This window comes from Streptomyces sp. CB02923, assembly GCF_001905005.1.
Classification (GTDB): domain Bacteria; phylum Actinomycetota; class Actinomycetes; order Streptomycetales; family Streptomycetaceae; genus Streptomyces.
This window is the reverse complement of sequence record NZ_LWKZ01000012.1, coordinates 1,142,464-1,159,962: the sequence shown is the minus strand read 5'-3', so window position 1 is coordinate 1,159,962 and position 17,499 is coordinate 1,142,464. Positions and strand designations below refer to the sequence as shown.

Here is a 17,499-nt window from a genome sequence, read left to right as displayed (position 1 = left end):
CGGGGCGTGCGGTGCGCTCCGGCGTGCGGAACGCCCCGCCGCGCCGTGCGCTCCGGCGTGCGGCGCCGACGGCTCCCGGACGCGCTGTGAGCAAGGACGCCCGCCCGCGCGCCGGGCGGCCGCCGCGCACCTGGCACCCTTGACGGGTGAGCATCTCCCCTCCCCAGCAGCACGCCCGTGAGCGCAACCCGGTCGGCGGCCACGTGCCGGTGGCCGGCGGCCTGGCCAAGGTCGGCGTCCCGTACGCCCGTGACATCGGCGGCGAGGCCGTGCAGGTCTTCGTCGCCAACCCGCGCGGCTGGGCGACGCCGCCCGGCACGCCGCAGCAGGACGAGGCGTTCCGGGAGGCGTGCGAGCGGGAGTCGCTCCCGGCGTACGTGCACGCCCCTTACCTGATCAACTTCGGCTCGCACACCGAGGCGACCGTCGAGAAGTCCGTGCTCTCGCTGCGCCACTCGCTGCTGCGCGGCCGGGCGATCGGCGCGCGGGGCGTGGTGGTGCACACCGGCTCGGCGACCGGCGGGCGGCCCCGCGCCGAGGCGCTGGCCCAGGTACGCGAGCGGATGCGCCCGCTGCTGGAGGAGCTGACGCACGACGACGATCCGTGGCTGCTGCTGGAGCCGACGGCGGGGCAGGGCGCTTCGCTGTGCGCGCTGGCCGAGGACCTGGGCCCGTACTTCGACGCGCTGGACCGGCATCCGAAGCTGGGCATCTGCCTGGACACCTGCCACGCCTTCGCGGCCGGGCACGACATGGCGGCGCCCGGCGGGATGAAGGCGCTGCTGGACGAGCTGGTCGACGTCGCGGGCGAGGGGCGGCTGAAACTGATCCACGCCAACGACTCCAAGGACGTCGTCGGCGCGCACAAGGACCGCCACGAGAACATCGGCGCAGGGCACATCGGCGCCGACCCGTTCGGTGAGCTGTTCCGGCACCCGGCCACGCTGGGGGTGCCGCTGGTGATCGAGACGCCGGGCGGCAAGGAGGGCCATGCGGCGGACGTGGCGCGCCTGAAGGAGCTGCGGAACCCGGCCTGAGGACGAGAGCCCGGACCCGAGGCGAGAGCCCGGCCGTGCCGGCGCGCCGGGCTACAGCTCCGGGCCGTCGCCCGGTTCCTCCTGGTAGGAGTAGCGCTGTTCCCGCCAGGGGTCACCGAGATTGTGGTATCCGCGCTCTTCCCAGAAACCGCGGCGGTCCGCCCTCATGTACTCGATGCCGCGCACCCATTTGGGGCCCTTCCAGGCGTACAGGTGCGGGACGATCAGCCGGACCGGGAAGCCGTGCTCGGCGGTGAGGAGTTCGCCGGAACGGTGGGTGGCGAACAGCGATTTCGTATCGGCGAAATCGGCCAGTTTGAGGTTCGAACTGAATCCGTATTCGGCCCACACCATCACATGGGTGACGTCCGGGGCCGGCGGCGCGAGGTCGAGGATCGTACGGGTCGAGATTCCGCCCCATTCGGCGCCGAGCATGCTGAACTTCGTCACGCAGTGCATGTCGCCCACCACGGTCGTATAAGGCAGCGCGGTGAATTCCTCGTGCGTCCAGCAGCGTTTGTCGCCGTCCGCGGTGGCGCCGAAAGCGCGGAACTCCCAGCGTTCGGGCCGGAACTTCGGCACCGGGCCGTAGTGCGTGACCGGCCATCCCCGTTGCAGCCGCTGCCCCGGAGGCAGCTGAGGATGCTCCGCTTCGCGGCTTTCGGGCTGACCCATGCCGTCCATGGTGTCAGACCGCCGGGGGTGCCGGTGACCAGGGCGGCAGCGATTCGGGCAACTCGTACTAAGCGTGCACTTACTGGACGCCCAGCTCACGACGGTGCAAGGATGCGCGGCACCTGCCAGTACTCGCGTGGAAGGAGCCCGCTGCCATGCAGGGCGACCCCGAGGTCATCGAATTCCTCAACGAGCAGCTGACCGCCGAGCTGACCGCCATCAATCAGTACTTCCTGCACGCGAAGATGCAGGAGAACTTCGGCTGGACCAAGCTGGCCAAGTACACCCGGGCCGAGTCGTTCGACGAGATGAAGCATGCGGAGATCCTCACGGACCGCATTCTCTTCCTCGACGGTCTGCCCAACTATCAGCGGCTCTTCCACGTCCGGGTGGGCCAGACCGTCACCGAGATGTTCCAGTCGGACCGGCAGGTCGAGGTGGAGGCCATCGACCGCCTCAAGCGGGGTATCGAGGTGATGCGAGGCAAGGGGGACATCACCTCGGCCAACATCTTCGAGAGCATCCTGGCCGACGAGGAGCACCACATCGACTACCTGGACACCCAGCTGGATCTGATCGAGAAGCTCGGTGAGCCGCTGTACATCGCCCAGGTGATCGAGCAGCCGGAAAGCTGAGCCGGTCCGCCAAGCGAACCGTTCCTTCAGCGTTCCCGCACCGAAAGCGCTCCGGATCCGCGCCCCACGAAGGCGCATCGCGTCCGGGGTCGGTTCAGGCTGCTTCGGGCAGGGCGCCGGGCATCGCGTCCGGCGTCGCGTGGGGCGTGATGTCGTACGGCACGCGCGTCCCGGCGTCCGTCCCGGCGGCCGCCTCGTCGGACGGCTCGGCACCGAGCGGTTCGGGAGCGCCCTGGTCGATCAGCTCGCGCCGGGGGCACGTGCCCCGGCCGAGCAGCGCCTGGATGCGGCGGACGCAGCCGCCGCAGTCGGTGCCGGCCTTGCTGGCGGAGGCGATCTGGCGCGGGGTGCAGGCACCGGACTCCGCGTGCTCACGGACCTGCTGCTCCGTGATGCCGAAGCACGAGCAGACGTACACGCGGGTCACCTCCGTCGACCTGTTCCGCGGTGAGGTTACCCTTACCTTACCCGGGACGAAAGTCCGCTAACAACGCCGATGGGGCACGGATCCTGTGATCCGCGCCCCATCGGCGTGTAAGTACGGCCCGGCCGGGCCGGTGGCTCACTGGTCCCGGTACATCTCCGCCACCAGGAACGCCAGGTCCAGCGACTGGCTGCGGTTGAGCCGCGGGTCGCAGGCGGTCTCGTAGCGCTGGTGCAGGTCGTCGACGAAGATCTCGTCGCCGCCGCCCACGCACTCGGTGACGTCGTCGCCGGTCAGCTCCACGTGGATGCCGCCCGGGTGCGTACCGAGGCTCTTGTGGACCTCGAAGAAGCCCTTGACCTCGTCCAGCACGTCGTCGAAGCGCCGGGTCTTGTGCCCGGAGGCGGCCTCGAAGGTGTTGCCGTGCATCGGGTCGCAGATCCAGGCGACCTGCGCGCCGGAGGCGGTGACCTTCTCGACCAGCTCGGGCAGCTTCTCGCGGATCTTGTCCGCGCCCATGCGGGTGATGAAGGTCAGCCGGCCCGGCTCGCGGTCCGGGTCGAGGCGCTCGATGAGCGTGAGCGCGTCCTCGACGGTCGACGTCGGGCCCAGCTTGACGCCGATCGGGTTGCGGATGCGCGAGGCGAACTCCAGGTGCGCGCCGTCCAGTTGGCGGGTGCGCTCACCGATCCAGACCATGTGGCCCGAGACGTCGTACAGGTCGCCGGTACGGGAGTCCGTACGGGTCAGCGCCGACTCGTAGTCCAGCACGAGCGCCTCGTGGGAGGCGTAGAACTCGACCGTCTTGAACTCCTCCGGGTCCACCCCGCAGGCGTTCATGAAGTTCAGCGCCCGGTCGATCTCGCGCGCCAGCGCCTCGTAGCGCTGCCCGGACGGGGAGGACTTCACGAAGTCCTGGTTCCAGGCGTGCACCTGGCGCAGGTCGGCGTAGCCGCCGGTGCTGAAGGCCCGTACGAGGTTCAGCGTCGCGGCGGAGGCGTGGTACATCCGCTTCAGGCGCTGCGGGTCCGGGATGCGGGCCGCCTCGGTGAACTCGAAGCCGTTGACGGAGTCGCCGCGGTAGGTCGGCAGCGTCACGCCGTCGCGGGTCTCGGTGGGCTTGGAGCGCGGCTTGCTGTACTGGCCCGCGATCCGGCCGACCTTGACGACCGGGACCGACCCGGCGTAGGTGAGGACCGCGCCCATCTGGAGCAGGGTCTTGAGCTTGTTGCGGATGTGCTCGGCCGAGACGGCGTCGAACGCTTCCGCGCAGTCGCCGCCCTGGAGCAGGAACGCCTCACCGCGGGCGACCTCTCCCAGACGCTCGCGCAGCTGGTCGCACTCGCCGGCGAAGACGAGCGGCGGATAGGACTCCAGCTCCGCGATCACATCGCGCAGAGCCTCTTGGTCCGGCCATTCAGGCTGCTGCGCCGCGGGCAGGTCTCGCCAGGTGTTGCCACCGGCGTGGGTTTCAGCGTTCACGGTCACACGGCAACTTTACGGGGTCCGGAGGGGGGTCCAGTTCGCCGACCGGGATGTGAGACGAAGGTCCCACTCCGGCGGCACGCCCGGAGCGGGGCCCGGACACCGGCTCTCAGTCCGGTACGGAGTCCTCCGGGGTGCCGCGGGCGATGGCGGCCAGCGTGCCCAGCGCGTACGCCAGGTCGTCGGGGGCGGGGCCGGCGAGGGCGACGCGGACGGCATGGGGCGCGGGTGCGGCACCGTGGGTGCCCTCCGGACCGACGGCGAACGCGGCGGCCGGGGTGACCGCGATGCCGTGCCGGGCGGCGGCCGCGAGGAAGGTCTCGGCCCGCCACCCTTCGGGCAGCTGCCACCAGGCGAAGTAGGAGGCCGGGTCGGCCCGTACCCGGAAGCCCGCGAGGTGCTCGCGCAGCAGCGCCTGGCGGTCGGCGGCGTCCCGGCGCTTGGCCTCGGCGATCGTCGCCACCGTGCCGTCGTGGATCCAGCGGACCGTCGCGTTCAGGGCGAAGGCACCGGCCGTCCAGCCGCCGGAGCGCAGGGCGGCGGCGACCCGGCCGGTGTGCGCGGGCGGCGCCAGGAGCAGGCCGGTGGTCAGGCCGGGCGCCAGGCGCTTGGAGAGGCTGTCGACCAGGAGGGTGCGTTCGGGGGCGAGGGCGGCCAGCGGCGGGAGGCCGGTCTGCCGCTCGTCGTCGAGGAGGAAGGACCAGACGGCGTCCTCGACGGCCCACAGGTCCAGCGCGCGCAGCGTCTCGGCCAGCTCGGCACGGCGCCCGGCGGGCATGGTCACGCCGAGCGGGTTGTGCAGCGTCGGCTGGAGGTAGACGGCGTGCAGCGGGGCACCGCGATGGGCGGCCCGTACGGCGTCCGGGCGCAGGCCGCACCCGTCGCCCGCCAGCGGTACGAGGGTGATGCCGAGCCGGGCGGCGATGGACTTGACCAGCGGGTACGTGAGCGCTTCGACGCCCAGGCGCCCGCCGGCCGGCACCAGTGCGGCGAGCGCGCCCGCGATGGCCTGCCGGCCGTTGCCCGCGAACAGCAGGCCCGCCGGGTCGGGGCGGAAGTCCGCACCGGCGAGGAGGGCGGCGCAGGCCTCACGGGCGGGCGCGGAGCCGGTGGCGGGGGCCACGGTCAGGGCCGCGCTCAGCGCGTCGGGGCGGAGCAGGGGCTCCAGCCCGCGGGCGAGGAGGGCGGCCTGGCCGTGGACTTCGGGGTAGTTGAGTTCGAGGTTGATGCGGGTGCGGCGGGCGGGGTCGGCGGGTTCGGCGAGGGCGGGTCCGGGGGCGTGCTGGGCGGCGCGTACGTACGTACCGCGGCCGACCTCGCCGACGGTCAGTCCGCGGCGGGTCAGTTCGCGGTAGACGCGGGTGGCGGTGGAGTTGGCGATGCCGTGCGCGCGGGCGAAGGCGCGCTGGGTGGCGAGCCGGTCGCCGGGGCGCAGGCGCCCGTCGGCGACGTCGGCCGCGACGGCGTCGGCGATGCGCTGGTAGTCCTCCACGGGCCCTCCCGGCCGTAGTGCCGTACGCGGTGTGCGGCAGTGCGGGCATTGCAGATATTGCACCGAGTGCAATGTTTTTATTGCACCGAGATGATGCCCGCCCTAGCATCGGACCGTCAACAGGCCGGCCGCCAGGAACCGACGAACAGGGGCGAGTTGTGCTGCTCACAGCTACCGTCAACGGCATCACCACCGGATACGAGGACACCGGCGACACCGGCGAGGCGGGCGGAGAAACGATTCTTCTGGTGCATGGGCACCCCTTCGACCACACGATGTGGGCCCCGCAGACCGCCGCGCTGGCCGCGGCCGGCCACCGCGTCCTCGTACCGGACCTGCGCGGCTACGGCGCCACCCAGGTCGTACCGGGCATGACACGCCTGGAGACCTTCGCGGCCGACCTCGCCGCGCTCCTGGACCACCTGGGCGTCACGGACCGGATCGTCCTCGGCGGCCTGTCGATGGGCGGCCAGATCGCCATGGAGTGCGCCCGCCGCTTCCCCGGGCGGCTGCGCGCCCTCGTCCTCGCGGACACCTTCGCCCACGCCGAGACCCCCGAAGGCCGCCGCAACCGCAACGCCATGGCGGACCGGCTGCTGCGCGAGGGGATGCGCGGCTATACGGAAGAGGTCCTGGACAAGATGGTCTCGCCACGCACCATCGCCACCCGACCCGCCGCCGCGGCGCACGTACGGCGCATGATGCTCGGCGCACCGCCCGAGGGCGCCGCCGCCGCACTCCGGGGACGCGCGGAACGCCCGGACTACGCCGACTCGCTGGCCCGGCTCGCCGTACCGGCCCTCGTGCTGACCGGCCGCGACGACACCTACACCCCGGTGGCCGACGCCGAATTCCTGCGCGACCGCATCCCGGACGCGCGCCTGACGGTCATCGAGGACGCCGCCCACCTGCCCAACCTGGAACAGCCCGGCGCCTTCAACACCGCGCTGACCGGGTTCCTGGCGGCGCTTCCCGCCGTCCGGCACACCGCCGCCCCGGCCCCGTGTCGGGTAGGGTGACCGCCATGCACGCGCAACCGGCCAGGAACATGAACTGGTGGTGGACCGCTCAACCGGCGGCCCACTGATCGCGCGTACCCACCGACACCGCGAAGGCCGCCCGAGGGGCGGCCTTCCGTGTTGCAGCGGGCCGTTCCTCCCCTCCCGGAAGGAACCGCCGACATGCCTCGCTCCACCACCGACGTCCTGCGACGTCTGCTGTCCCCCGGCTGCCCGCCGTTCGCCCTGCTGCACCGCCGTACGCCCGGCCGTCCCGCCGCCGACACCGTCGAGGTGCTGCTCGGCGAGGTGACCGAGGTGCCGCGGCTCGCCGACATCCCGCTCGGCGACGGTGTGCCGGACGGCGGCGCGGCGACCACCGACGCGCTGGCGCTCGTACCGTTCCGGCAGATCCGCGAGCGCGGGTTCGACGCCCGCGACGACGGCACGCCGCTGGCGGTCCTGCGCCCGCACGAGGCGTACGAACTGCCGCTGGACGAGGTGCTGGCGCAACTCCCCGCCCACGCGGTGCGGGTGGAGGGCGGCGCCTTCGACGTCGGCGACGACGCGTACGCCGGGATCGTCGAGCGCGTCCTGCGGGACGAGATCGGGACCGGCGAGGGCGCCAACTTCGTCATCCGGCGCACCTTCCAGGGCGACCTCCCCGGCTTCGGCGCGGCCGACGCGCTGGCGCTGTTCCGGCGGCTGCTGGCCGGTGAGCGCGGCGCGTACTGGACGTACGTCGTGCACCGGCCGGGCGTGCGCACGCTGGTCGGCGCCAGCCCCGAGGTGCACGTAAGGATGTCCGGCGGCACGGTCGTGATGAACCCGATCAGCGGCACCTACCGCTACCCGGCCGGGGGCCCGAGCGCGGAGCACCTGCTGGAATTCCTGGGCGACCGCAAGGAGGTGGAGGAGCTGTCCATGGTCGTCGACGAGGAGCTGAAGATGATGTGCACCGTCGGCGACAAGGGCGGCGTGGTGGTCGGGCCGCGGCTCAAGGAGATGGCGCACCTCGCGCACACGGAGTACGAGCTGCGCGGGCGCTCCTCGCTCGACGTGCGGGAGGTGCTGAAGGAGACGATGTTCGCCGCGACCGTCGTCGGTTCGCCGGTGCAGAACGCCTGCCGGGTGATCGGGCGCCACGAGGTGGGCGGGCGCGGCTACTACGCGGGCGCGCTGGCCCTGATCGGGCGGGACGCGGGCGGTGCGCAGACCCTGGACTCGCCGATCCTGATCCGTACGGCGGACATCGACGCGGACGGCGGGCTGCGCGTCGGGGTCGGCGCCACGCTCGTACGGGCCTCCGATCCGCACGGCGAGGTCGCCGAGACCCACGCCAAGGCCGCCGGGGTGCTGACCGCGCTCGGCGTGCGCCCCGCGCCGGACCGTACGGAGGAGTCCGCCGGGCGGCCGCGGCTGGCCGACGACCCGCGGGTGCGCGCCGCGCTCGACGCCCGCCGCGCGGACCTCGCGCCCTTCTGGCTGCGGATGCAGAGCACCGCGCCGACCGCCGCGCTGTCCGGCCACGCGCTGGTGATCGACGCGGAGGACACCTTCACGGCGATGCTGGCGCACCTGCTGCGCACGTCCGGGCTGACGGTGACCGTGCGCCGGTACGACGAGCCGGGGCTGCGGGAGGCCGCGGCGGCCCACCGGGGGCCGGTCGTGCTCGGCCCCGGCCCCGGCGACCCGTCGGACGCCGCCGACCCGAAGATGTGCCTGCTGCGCGTGCTGACCGCGGAGCTGGTCCGCGACCACCGGCACGGCCTGCTCGGTGTCTGCCTCGGCCATGAGCTGATCGCCGCGGAGCTGGGGCTGGAGATCGTGCGCAAGGAGGTCCCGTTCCAGGGCGCCCAGGAGCACATCGACTTCTTCGGCCGTCCGGAGACCGTCGGCTTCTACAACACCTTCACGGCCCGCTGCGACGAGGCGGCGGCGGCCGAACTGGCCATGCACCGGGTCGAGCTGAGCCGGGACGCGGGCACCGGCGAGGTGCACGCGCTGCGCGGTCCGGGCTTCGCGGGGGTGCAGTTCCACCCGGAGTCCGTGCTGACGCTGGACGGGGCGGCGATCACCGCGCAGCTGCTGGCCGCTGTCCTGGTGTGACGAGGAGGTTCTCGTTGACGCGGCCGGCCAGGTAGTCCTCGACGTTGCGTACGGTGGCGTCGAGGATCTGGCCGACCGCGTCCTCGGTGAAGTACGCCTGGTGCGAGGTGACCAGCACGTTCCCGAAGGTCATCAGGCGGGCGAGGGTGTCGTCGTGGATGACTTCGAGGGACTTGTCGAAGAAGAAGAGCCCGGCCTCCTCCTCGTAGACGTCCAGGCCGACGCCGGAGAGGCGGCCGGCCTTGAGGGTCTCCACGAGCGCCGCGGTGTCGACGAGGCCGCCGCGGCTGGAGTTGACGAGGATCGCGTCGTCCTTCATGGCGGCCAGGGCGGCGGCGCCGATGAGGTGGCGGGTCGAGTCCATCAGCGGCACGTGCAGGCTGATCAGGTCCGACTCGGCGAACAGCCGGTCCTGCCCGACGTACTCCATGCCCAGCTCGGCGCAGCGGGGGTTCTCGGTGATGTCCCAGCCCAGCAGGTTCATCCCGAAGCCGTGGGCGATCCGGGTGAACGCCTCGCCGATCTTGCCGGTGCCGAGCACGCCGGCGGTGCGGCCGTGCAGGTCGCGGCCCATCAGCCCGTCCAGGCGGAAGTCGAAGTTGCGGGTGCGGTTGGCGGCCCGGACGATCCGGCGGTCGACGGCCATGGCCAGGCCCCAGGCGAACTCCGCGACCGAGTACGGCGAGTAGGAGGAGACCCGGCCGACGGTCAGACCCAGGTCGGCCGCGGCCTGAAGATCGATGTTGTTGTAGCCGGTGGCGCGCTGGGCGATCATCTTGGTGCCGCCGACCGACAGCTCCTGGATCACCTCGGCGTTCAGGTCGGCGTTGACGCTGACGCTGACCACCTCGTAGCCCGCGGCGATGGGGGCGGTGTCGCGGTTGAGGAAGACGTCGAGGCAGCGGACCTGGTGGCGGCCGTCGAAGGCCTTCACCAGCAGCGGCCGCTCGTCCGCCTGCACGCCGAACGCGATGATCTCCACGGTGTCTCCCGACGTTGCCGGTCATGCGGTCCGGTCACCGGCGCCCGCTTTGGGGCATATGCGGCGACAGGGCCGAATATACGGCGCGGGGCGCGGCCGGGCCGTCCACCCGGCGCGCGCGGCGACGTGCGGTGGCGCGGCGCGGTGGGCGACCGTGCCCGGCGACGTGCGGCGGGACCGCGAGGCGCGGGCCCGGACGCGCCCCGCCGGACGCGCCCTGCCGACGGCGCCCCGCCCGCCGCACGCCGCCCGCCGGTTCACCCGAAGAAGACCCCGGCCTCCGCGTACAGCCGCGGGTCGACGGTCTTGAGCTTCGCGGTCGCCTCCGCCAGCGGCACCCGGACGATGTCCGTGCCGCGCAGGGCGACCATCTTCCCGTAGTCGCCGTCGCGCACCGCGTCGATCGCGTGCAGGCCGAAGCGCGTGGCCAGCCAGCGGTCGAAGGCGCTGGGCGTGCCGCCGCGCTGGGTGTGGCCGAGCACCGTCGTACGGGCCTCCTTGCCCGTACGGCTCTCGATCTCCTTGGCCAGCCACTCGCCCACGCCGGTCAGCCGCACGTGCCCGAAGGAGTCCTTGCCTCCGTGCTTGAGGACCAGCTCGCCGTCCTTGGGCATGGCGCCCTCGGCGACCACCACGATCGGCGCGTACCGGACCTTGAAGCGGGACTCGATCCAGGCGCAGACCTGGTCGACGTCGAAGCGCTGCTCGGGGATGAGGATGACGTTGGCGCCGCCGGCCAGGCCGGAGTGCAGCGCGATCCAGCCCGCGTGCCGCCCCATGACCTCGACGACCAGGACGCGCATGTGCGACTCGGCGGTGGTGTGCAGCCGGTCGATGGCCTCGGTGGCGACGCCGACGGCGGTGTCGAAGCCGAAGGTGTAGTCGGTGGCGGACAGGTCGTTGTCGATGGTCTTGGGCACGCCGACGCAGGGCACGCCGTACTCGCCGGAGAGCCGCGCGGCGACACCGAGGGTGTCCTCGCCGCCGATCGTGATCAGTGCCTCGACCTCCTCCTTGGCCAGGGTGTCCTTGATCCGGCGGACGCCGTCCTGCTGCTTGAGAGGGTTGGTCCGCGAGGAGCCGAGGACCGTGCCGCCGCGGGGCAGGATGCCGCGTACGGCGGGGATGTCGAGCGGTACCGTGTCTCCTTCCAGGGGCCCGCGCCAGCCGTCCCGGAAGCCGACGAAGTCGTAGCCGTACTCCTGGACCCCCTTGCGCACCACGCCTCGGATGACCGCGTTGAGACCGGGGCAGTCACCGCCGCCGGTCAGTACTCCGACCCGCATCGCTTCTTCACCTTCATCCCGTGAGGGGCCGCGCACCCGCCGGTGGCCGCGCGCGGCCGTGCTGTACCGACGCCGGTCACGCTAATGGTGATGTGCGTCACCCAGGGATGGGGAGGAAAGCGAATTCCCCGGAAATGCCGGGGGCTTGACGCGATGCGTTCACTCGTACGAGCGCATTGCGCGCAGACGACCGGTGCCCCATGGGGCGCAGCCGCGGTGCCACGGCCGGGACGGGCCGGACCTCAGACCTCGTCCAGGCCTCGTTCTATCGCATACCGGACCAGTTCAACGCGGTTGTGCAGTTGGAGCTTGCCCAGGGTGTTCTGCACGTGGTTCTGGACCGTGCGGTGCGAGATGACCAGCCGCTCGGCGATCTGCTTGTACGACAGTCCCTTGGCGACCAGGCGCAGTACCTCGGTCTCCCGGTCGGTCAGCTGCGGCGCGCCCGGCTCGTCCTCGGCGGCCGGGACGGGCTCGGTCGCCAGCCGGCGGTACTCCCCCAGCACCAGCCCGGCCAGCCCCGGTGTGAACACGGGATCGCCGGCCGCCGTACTGCGCACCGCGTCCAGCAGCTCCTCCGTGCTGGCCGACTTGAGCAGATAGCCCGTCGCGCCGGACTTGACGGCCTCCAGCACGTCGGCGTGCTCGCCGCTGGCGGAGAGCACCAGCACCCGCAGCGCGGGGTTGGCGCCGACCAGCTCCCGGCAGACCTCCACACCGGGCAGGCCCGGCAGGTTCAGGTCCAGCACGAGGACGTCGGGCGACGCGGCCTGCGCGCGGCGCACCGCCTGCGGCCCGTCCCCGGCCGTCGCCACCACGTCGAATCCGGCCTCGGCCAGGTCGCGGGCGACCGCGTCCCGCCACATCGGGTGGTCGTCGACCACCATCACCTTCACGCTCTGCGACTCGCTCACGCTGTGCTCCTCCCCCGTTTCCGGCCCGCGGGCGCACCGCCCTTGGGGACTTTCAGCTCCACTTCCGTGCCCTGGCCGGGGACCGAGATCCAGTCGGCGCTGCCGCCCAGATCCCGCAGCCGGCCGCGGATCGACAGGGCCACCCCCAGGCGGCCCTCCCGCTCGGCGTCCGCGAGGCGCCCGTCGGGGATGCCGGGACCGTCGTCCCGCACCGTCACGACCACCTCTCCGGGCTCGTCCTCCACCAGGATCCACGCCTGTGCCTCAGCACCCGCGTGCACCCTGACATTGTCCAACGCGGCACTGACAGCGGCCGCCAGCTCGGCGGCGGCCGCCGCCGGGAGCACGACGGGCGCGCCCGGCTCGGAGAACGTGACGCGCGCACCGGCGTGCGGCGCCAGCAGGGCCCGTATGTCGCAGGGCCCGGCGTCGGGCCCGTCCTCGGCGCACGGCACCGGCGCGGCCAGTGCCTCCTCCGGGGTGCGGACCGCGTCGTCCCCGGCGCCGGAAGCGGCCGTGCGGAGCGGCAGGACCAGCCCGCTGGAGACCAGCGCGCGCAGCGCGACCTCCTGCTCGCCCGCCATCCGGCCCAGCTCGGCGGCCTCGCCGCCGATCGCCGCGCCACGCCGCTGCACCATCGCCAGGACCTGCAGGACGCTGTCGTGGATGTCCCGGGCCAGCCGTTCCCGCTCGCGCGTCGCGGCCTCGATCTGGAGGGCGCGGGCGAGGGTGCGCTCACTGGCGCGGGCCACCTCGACCACGTAGCCGATGGCGACGCTGGCCACCCATACGAGCACCACGTTGTGGATGGTGTCGCGGGCGAGCTCCTGGCGCTCGACCAGGTTGACGACGGCGACCAGCGCGGAGGCCACCGCGGCCCAGCGCCAGCCGCCCTTGATCGCGAAGCCGAGCACCGCGCCCGCCGTCCAGATGGAGGGCAGGGTCGCCGCGCCGTCCATGATCCGTTCGTGGCTGTCCACCAGGAGGGTGAGCAGGATGCCGCCGAGCGCGAAGGACAGGTCGCCGATGAGGAAGGCGCGGGTGCAACGTTCCGCCGAGGTCGTACGGCGCCAGGTGAAGCCCATCCACACGGTCAGCGCCGCCATGTAGGCGGCGGCGCCGAGCGGGTGCTCGTACTGCTCGTAGGAGACCGCGGACAGGACCAGGACGTAGACGAGGGTCAGGACGCGGTAGCCGGTCAGCGCCCGCCACAGCGGGAGCTCCACGGACATCCGGACCACGCGCTGCGGCCGTCCCCTGCCCTTGCCCGCCGCCGTGCCGGCCGCGGGCCGTATCTCTGCCTCTGCCATTTCGCCCCCACCCCTGTGCCGGGGCGCGACTACGCCCCGGTTCCGGTCCGGCCCGGCTGCTCGGACGTTCCGGCGGCCTGCCCCTTGCCGGCCTTGGCCGCCTTCTCCGCCTTCTCCGCCTCGGCCTTCTTCTTGGCCGCGTCCGCGATCTGCCGCTTGGCGGCGGTCGCGTAGATGTCCACGTACTCCTGGCCCGACAGCTTCATGATCTCGTACATGACCTCGTCGGTCACCGAGCGCAGGATGAAGCGGTCGCCCTCCATGCCGTGGTAGCGGCTGAAGTCCAGCGGCTTGCCGATGCGGATGCCGGGCCGGATCATCTTCGGCATCACCTTGCCCGGCGGCTGCACCTTCTCCGTGTCGATCATCGCGACGGGGACGACCGGGGCGCCGGTGGCCAGCGCCACCCGGGCCAGGCCGCCCGGCTTGCCGCGGTAGAGCCGGCCGTCCGGCGAGCGGGTGCCCTCCGGGTAGATGCCGAACAGCTCACCGCGCTCCAGCACCTCGATACCGCTCTTGATCGCCGCCTCGCCCGCGCCGCGCGCGCCCGAGCGGTCCACCGGCAGCTGGCCCACCCCCTTGAAGAAGGCGGCGGTCAGCTTGCCCTTGACGCCCGGAGAGGTGAAGTACTCGGCCTTGGCGATGAAGGTGACCTTGCGGTCGAGCACCGCGGGCAGGAAGAAGGAGTCCGAGAAGGACAGATGGTTGCTCGCCAGGATCGCGGGTCCCGTTGCGGGGATGTTCTCCAGGCCCTCCACCCAGGGACGGAAAGCCAGCTTCAGCGATCCGCCGATGGAAAACTTCATTGCGCCGTAGATCAACCCACTGCCTCCTGTGTGTGACGCAAAGACCTTAACCTGCCCCGGCGCCCCCCTCTTCTCGGCGGGCCACCCGCCGGCGCACGGGCGGCGCGCACGACCGCGGCGCGCAGGGCGCACCGGCGGTCCCCGCGGGAGCCTTTGGACCTATCCGCCCGGCGCCGCTCCGCGTAGGCTTTCAGTAACCCGCGCAACCCGTTGCCGCCCGGCCCCTCATCGATCGGAGTCCCCCGGTGCCGCTGCTTCCCGGAACCGAGCCGTTCCGCCGCGACGGAGGCCGGACCGGCGTCCTCGTCTGCCACGGTTTCACCGGCTCCCCCCAGTCCGTACGCCCCTGGGCGGAATATCTGGCCGACCGCGGCCTGACGGTCTCCCTCCCGCTGCTGCCCGGTCACGGCACCCGCTGGCAGGACATGCAGCTCACCACCTGGCAGGACTGGTACGCCGAGGTCGACCGCGAGCTGCGCACCCTCTCCGTGCGGTGCGACCAGGTCTTCGTGTGCGGCCTGTCGATGGGCGGCGCGCTGGCGCTGCGGCTGGCCGAGCTGCACGGCCCCGCCGTGAGCGGCCTGGTGCTGGTCAACCCGGGCAACAAGGTGCACGACGCGGCGGCCCCGCTGCTGCCGGTGCTGCGGTACCTGGTCCGTACGACCAAGGGCCTGGTCGGCGACATCGCCAAGCCCGGTTCCCACGAGGTCGGCTACGAACGGGTGCCGCTGCACGCCGCGCACTCGCTGCGCCGCTTCTTCCGGCTCGTCGACGCCGAACTTCCGCGGGTCACCCAGCCGTTGCTGGTGATGACCAGCCCGCAGGACCACGTCGTACGGCCGGCCGACTCCGAGCGCGTCCTGAGCCGGGTGTCCTCGAAGGACGTACGGCAGACCCTGCTGGAGCGCAGCTACCACGTCGCCACGCTCGACCACGACGCCGAGCAGATCTTCGAGGACACCTACGACTTCATCGCCCGTCTCGCGCCGAGCGTGCGCGCGGGCGTGAAGAGTGAGGAGACGGCTTCCGGTGGAGGAGCGTAGCCCCCGCGATCCCCGCGACCCGCTGGACGAGGAAGCCGCCTGGGCCGAGATCGTGGCCGGGTACGGCGAGGCACCCGACTTCCCGGACGAGGACGGGCCCGTCTCCAGTACGGACACGAAGACGGCCGGACCGTCCGGCAGCGGCGGTACGGGTACGACGGGTACGGGTACGGGTACGGGTACGGGTACGGGTACGGGTACGGGTACGGGTACGGGTACGGATAGCGAACCGCCGCGCGCGGACCTGGGCAAGGCGGACGGGGACGGCGCCGGCGGCGGGCAGCGGACCGACGGCAAGCCCCCGGAGAAGGCCGGCCAGGACCGGCCGGACCGCACCGACCGCCCCACCCCCACCGACCCCACCGACCGGGACGACGGCGGCCTGACCGTCGAGGAGCGGCCGCGCAGCGAGCCCTCCCCCGGTGCGCCGGACCGGCCCGGCGGCCCTTCCGTCGGCAGCTTCGTGGTCTTCGCGCCCGGCGTCGGCCCGCGCGACTGGTCCGCCGCCGAGCCGTCCGACGGCGACCTCGACGGGACGGACGAGGGGCACTTCGTGCCGCCCGAGCCGCCCCCGCTGCCGCAAGCCGACGTGACCGCCAAGTTCGCCTGGCTCGCGGTGCTCGGCGGGCCGCTGCTGCTGGTCCTGATGGTGCTGCTGCAGCAGCCCGTCACCTGGTGGATCACGCTGCTGGGCATCGGCGGTTTCCTGGGCGGCTTCGCCACCCTCGTGGCCCGGATGAAGCACGACGACGAGGACGACGAGGACCTGCCGGGCGGCGGCGCGGTCGTATGACCGCACCTGCCGCCGCCCGCGGCCGGGCCCGCGTCCCCCGTTCACCCTCGCGTGCCGGGTGTCCTTGACGGACGGTGACCGTACGACCGGAGATGATCACACGGAGTATCCGGCCGTGTCTCCGGGAGGACCCCCGTGCGCCATCCGCTCTCGTCGTCATGCCCCCGTCCACGCCGTCGCATCCGGCTGGCCGCGGCCGCCGCGACCGCCGCCGCGGTCACCGGCCTGCTGGCCACCGCCCCCGCCGCGACCGGCTCACCGCAGACGCGGCAGGCCGCCCCGGGGCCGGGCGCGGTGGTCTCCCTCGGTGACTCCTACATCTCCGGCGAGGCCGGGCGCTGGGCCGGCAACAGCGACGCCAACCCCGTCAACTTCCGGCGCATCGACGCGCTGGGCCCCACCGCGTATTTCGACAACGCGGGCCGCACCGCCGAACGCGTCCCGAAGTGCCACCGCTCACGCTCCGCCGAGATCCACCTGGGGCTGCCCCGTACCGAGAGCGAGAACCTGGCCTGCTCCGGCGCCCGTACCGACTCCTTCCTGGCGCCGAAGGGCGTCGCCAAGCCGGGGCTGGACTTCTCGGACGCGGCGGGCGTGCCCGGCCAGGCCAGGCAGTTGGAGGAGTACGCCCGCGACCACGCCGTGCGGATGGTCGCCGTCTCCGTCGGCGGCAACGACTTCCGCTTCAGCGACGTGGTCACGTCCTGCGTCCTGGCGTACCTGAGCCCGCTGCCCAAGGCGTGCAGCCAGGACCCGGCCAACCGCGCCCGGTTCACCGAGCAGGCGGTCGAGAAGCGGGCGGGCGACATCGCGGGCGGGCTGCGCAATATCCGGCAGGCGATGCTGCGGGCCGGTCACGAGTCCGACGAGTACGACGTGATCGTGCAGAACTACCCGGCCCCCATCCCGCACGGCCGCGACTTCCGCTACCCCGCGCCGCTGGGTGCGCGCCAGACGCTGGGCGGCTGCGCGTTCAACGACCGGGACGCCGACTGGGCAGTGGACAGCGTGCTGCCGACCGTCGGCCGGGCGGTGGAGCGGGGCATCGGCAAGAGCGGGCTGGACAACGTCCGCTTCCTCGACCTCACGCACAGCTTCGACGGGCACCGTCTGTGCGAACGCGGCGCCGGGCTGGTCGATCCGGTGCGCGGCACGGTGAACCGGTGGACCGACCCGGGAGCGGCCGACCGGACCGAGTGGATCAGCTGGGTGCGGACGGTCACCGCGGTGCTGCCGCCGTTCCAGGTGCAGGAGGCGCTGCACCCGAACCACTGGGGGCAGTTGGCGCTGCGGAACTGCCTGCGGCAGGCGTACATCTCGGCGGGCGGCTCCGCAGCGCCGACTGCCCCCAAGAGGCGGCTGACCTGCACCGGCGGCGGCCCCGGCCTCAACGGGCGCGGCGAACCGCAGATGAAGCTGTCCTGAGCCGCGGAGGAAACCGTCAGCCGCGGAGAAAGCCGTCCGGTCCGTGGAGGAAACCGTCCGGTCCGTGGAGGAAACCGTCCGGTCC

At 72.7% G+C, this 17,499-nt stretch carries 16 protein-coding genes; 7 read left to right on the top strand and 9 right to left on the bottom strand.

Going from position 1 to position 17,499, the window contains the following annotated elements:
- Positions 1–152: 152 nt before the first annotated feature.
- The gene (locus A6A06_RS16765; RefSeq protein ID WP_199930939.1) at positions 153–1,037 is read left to right on the top strand and encodes a deoxyribonuclease IV; all 885 of its coding nucleotides are present in this window, start codon (positions 153–155) and stop codon (positions 1,035–1,037) included.
- Positions 1,038–1,088: 51 nt separating this feature from the next.
- Here A6A06_RS16765 and A6A06_RS16760 read toward each other — a convergent pair whose 3' ends face one another.
- The gene (locus A6A06_RS16760) at positions 1,089–1,712 is read right to left on the bottom strand and encodes a sulfite oxidase-like oxidoreductase (protein WP_073762217.1); all 624 of its coding nucleotides are present in this window, start codon (positions 1,710–1,712) and stop codon (positions 1,089–1,091) included.
- A gap of 155 nt (positions 1,713–1,867) precedes the next feature.
- Here A6A06_RS16760 and bfr point away from each other — a divergent pair, with 155 nt between their 5' ends.
- Complete coding sequence (bfr, locus tag A6A06_RS16755) at positions 1,868–2,347, top strand: bacterioferritin (RefSeq protein WP_073761956.1); 480 nt, start codon at positions 1,868–1,870, stop codon at positions 2,345–2,347.
- 94 nt (positions 2,348–2,441) lie between these two features.
- Here bfr and A6A06_RS16750 read toward each other — a convergent pair whose 3' ends face one another.
- From A6A06_RS16750 to A6A06_RS16740, 3 genes are all read right to left on the bottom strand, one after another.
- A complete protein-coding gene (locus A6A06_RS16750) occupies positions 2,442–2,765 on the bottom strand; it encodes a (2Fe-2S)-binding protein (protein WP_073762216.1) in 324 nt (107 codons plus the stop codon).
- A 144-nt stretch (positions 2,766–2,909) separates the two neighbouring features.
- Positions 2,910–4,253 carry a class II 3-deoxy-7-phosphoheptulonate synthase gene (locus A6A06_RS16745; protein WP_199930938.1) on the bottom strand — a complete coding sequence of 448 codons (1,344 nt, stop codon included), beginning with the start codon at positions 4,251–4,253 and terminating at the stop codon, positions 2,910–2,912.
- A 112-nt stretch (positions 4,254–4,365) separates the two neighbouring features.
- Positions 4,366–5,748 carry an aminotransferase-like domain-containing protein gene (locus tag A6A06_RS16740; protein ID WP_073761954.1) on the bottom strand — a complete coding sequence of 461 codons (1,383 nt, stop codon included), beginning with the start codon at positions 5,746–5,748 and terminating at the stop codon, positions 4,366–4,368.
- A gap of 158 nt (positions 5,749–5,906) precedes the next feature.
- Between A6A06_RS16740 and A6A06_RS16735 the strand changes: the two genes are divergently transcribed.
- A complete protein-coding gene (locus A6A06_RS16735; RefSeq protein WP_242440764.1) occupies positions 5,907–6,767 on the top strand; it encodes an alpha/beta fold hydrolase in 861 nt (286 codons plus the stop codon).
- Between the two features lie 162 nt (positions 6,768–6,929).
- Positions 6,930–8,855, top strand: a complete 1,926-nt coding sequence (locus A6A06_RS16730; protein WP_073761953.1) for an anthranilate synthase family protein — start codon at positions 6,930–6,932, stop codon at positions 8,853–8,855.
- Here A6A06_RS16730 and A6A06_RS16725 read toward each other — a convergent pair.
- The 5 genes from A6A06_RS16725 to A6A06_RS16705 all read right to left on the bottom strand — a co-directional run bounded on the left by A6A06_RS16725 (position 8,821) and on the right by A6A06_RS16705 (position 14,153).
- Complete coding sequence (locus A6A06_RS16725) at positions 8,821–9,837, bottom strand: 2-hydroxyacid dehydrogenase (protein WP_073761952.1); 1,017 nt, start codon at positions 9,835–9,837, stop codon at positions 8,821–8,823. The two genes, A6A06_RS16730 and A6A06_RS16725, sit on opposite strands and share 35 nt — an antisense overlap.
- Positions 9,838–10,094: 257 nt before the next feature.
- Positions 10,095–11,123, bottom strand: coding sequence for a 6-phosphofructokinase (locus A6A06_RS16720; RefSeq protein ID WP_073761951.1), 1,029 nt, complete (start codon positions 11,121–11,123; stop codon positions 10,095–10,097).
- Between the two features lie 242 nt (positions 11,124–11,365).
- A complete protein-coding gene (locus A6A06_RS16715; protein ID WP_443333754.1) occupies positions 11,366–12,010 on the bottom strand; it encodes a response regulator in 645 nt (214 codons plus the stop codon).
- 23 nt (positions 12,011–12,033) lie between these two features.
- A complete protein-coding gene (macS, locus tag A6A06_RS16710; RefSeq protein ID WP_073761949.1) occupies positions 12,034–13,347 on the bottom strand; it encodes a MacS family sensor histidine kinase in 1,314 nt (437 codons plus the stop codon).
- A gap of 29 nt (positions 13,348–13,376) precedes the next feature.
- Positions 13,377–14,153, bottom strand: a complete 777-nt coding sequence (locus A6A06_RS16705; RefSeq protein WP_073761948.1) for a lysophospholipid acyltransferase family protein — start codon at positions 14,151–14,153, stop codon at positions 13,377–13,379.
- A 245-nt stretch (positions 14,154–14,398) separates the two neighbouring features.
- Here A6A06_RS16705 and A6A06_RS16700 point away from each other — a divergent pair, with 245 nt between their 5' ends.
- The 3 genes from A6A06_RS16700 to A6A06_RS16690 all read left to right on the top strand — a co-directional run bounded on the left by A6A06_RS16700 (position 14,399) and on the right by A6A06_RS16690 (position 17,414).
- Positions 14,399–15,196, top strand: coding sequence for an alpha/beta hydrolase (locus A6A06_RS16700; RefSeq protein WP_073761947.1), 798 nt, complete (start codon positions 14,399–14,401; stop codon positions 15,194–15,196).
- Entirely contained in the window at positions 15,183–15,989 is an 807-nt protein-coding gene (locus A6A06_RS16695; protein WP_073761946.1) for a hypothetical protein, read from the top strand. The genes A6A06_RS16700 and A6A06_RS16695 overlap by 14 nt, the downstream gene beginning before the upstream one ends.
- A 135-nt stretch (positions 15,990–16,124) precedes the next feature.
- Positions 16,125–17,414, top strand: a complete 1,290-nt coding sequence (locus A6A06_RS16690) for a hypothetical protein (protein WP_199930895.1) — start codon at positions 16,125–16,127, stop codon at positions 17,412–17,414.
- Positions 17,415–17,499: the final 85 nt, after the last annotated feature.

Coding starts and splice junctions, on each gene's coding strand:
- A6A06_RS16760 (WP_073762217.1), bottom strand. CDS start 1,712: ATGGGTCAGCCCGAAAGCCGCGAAGCGGAGCATCCTCAGCTGCCTCCG.
- bfr (WP_073761956.1), top strand. CDS start 1,868: ATGCAGGGCGACCCCGAGGTCATCGAATTCCTCAACGAGCAGCTGACC.
- A6A06_RS16730 (WP_073761953.1), top strand. CDS start 6,930: ATGCCTCGCTCCACCACCGACGTCCTGCGACGTCTGCTGTCCCCCGGC.
- A6A06_RS16720 (WP_073761951.1), bottom strand. CDS start 11,123: ATGCGGGTCGGAGTACTGACCGGCGGCGGTGACTGCCCCGGTCTCAAC.
- A6A06_RS16715 (WP_443333754.1), bottom strand. CDS start 12,010: ATGGTGGTCGACGACCACCCGATGTGGCGGGACGCGGTCGCCCGCGAC.
- macS (WP_073761949.1), bottom strand. CDS start 13,347: ATGGCAGAGGCAGAGATACGGCCCGCGGCCGGCACGGCGGCGGGCAAG.
- A6A06_RS16705 (WP_073761948.1), bottom strand. CDS start 14,153: ATGAAGTTTTCCATCGGCGGATCGCTGAAGCTGGCTTTCCGTCCCTGG.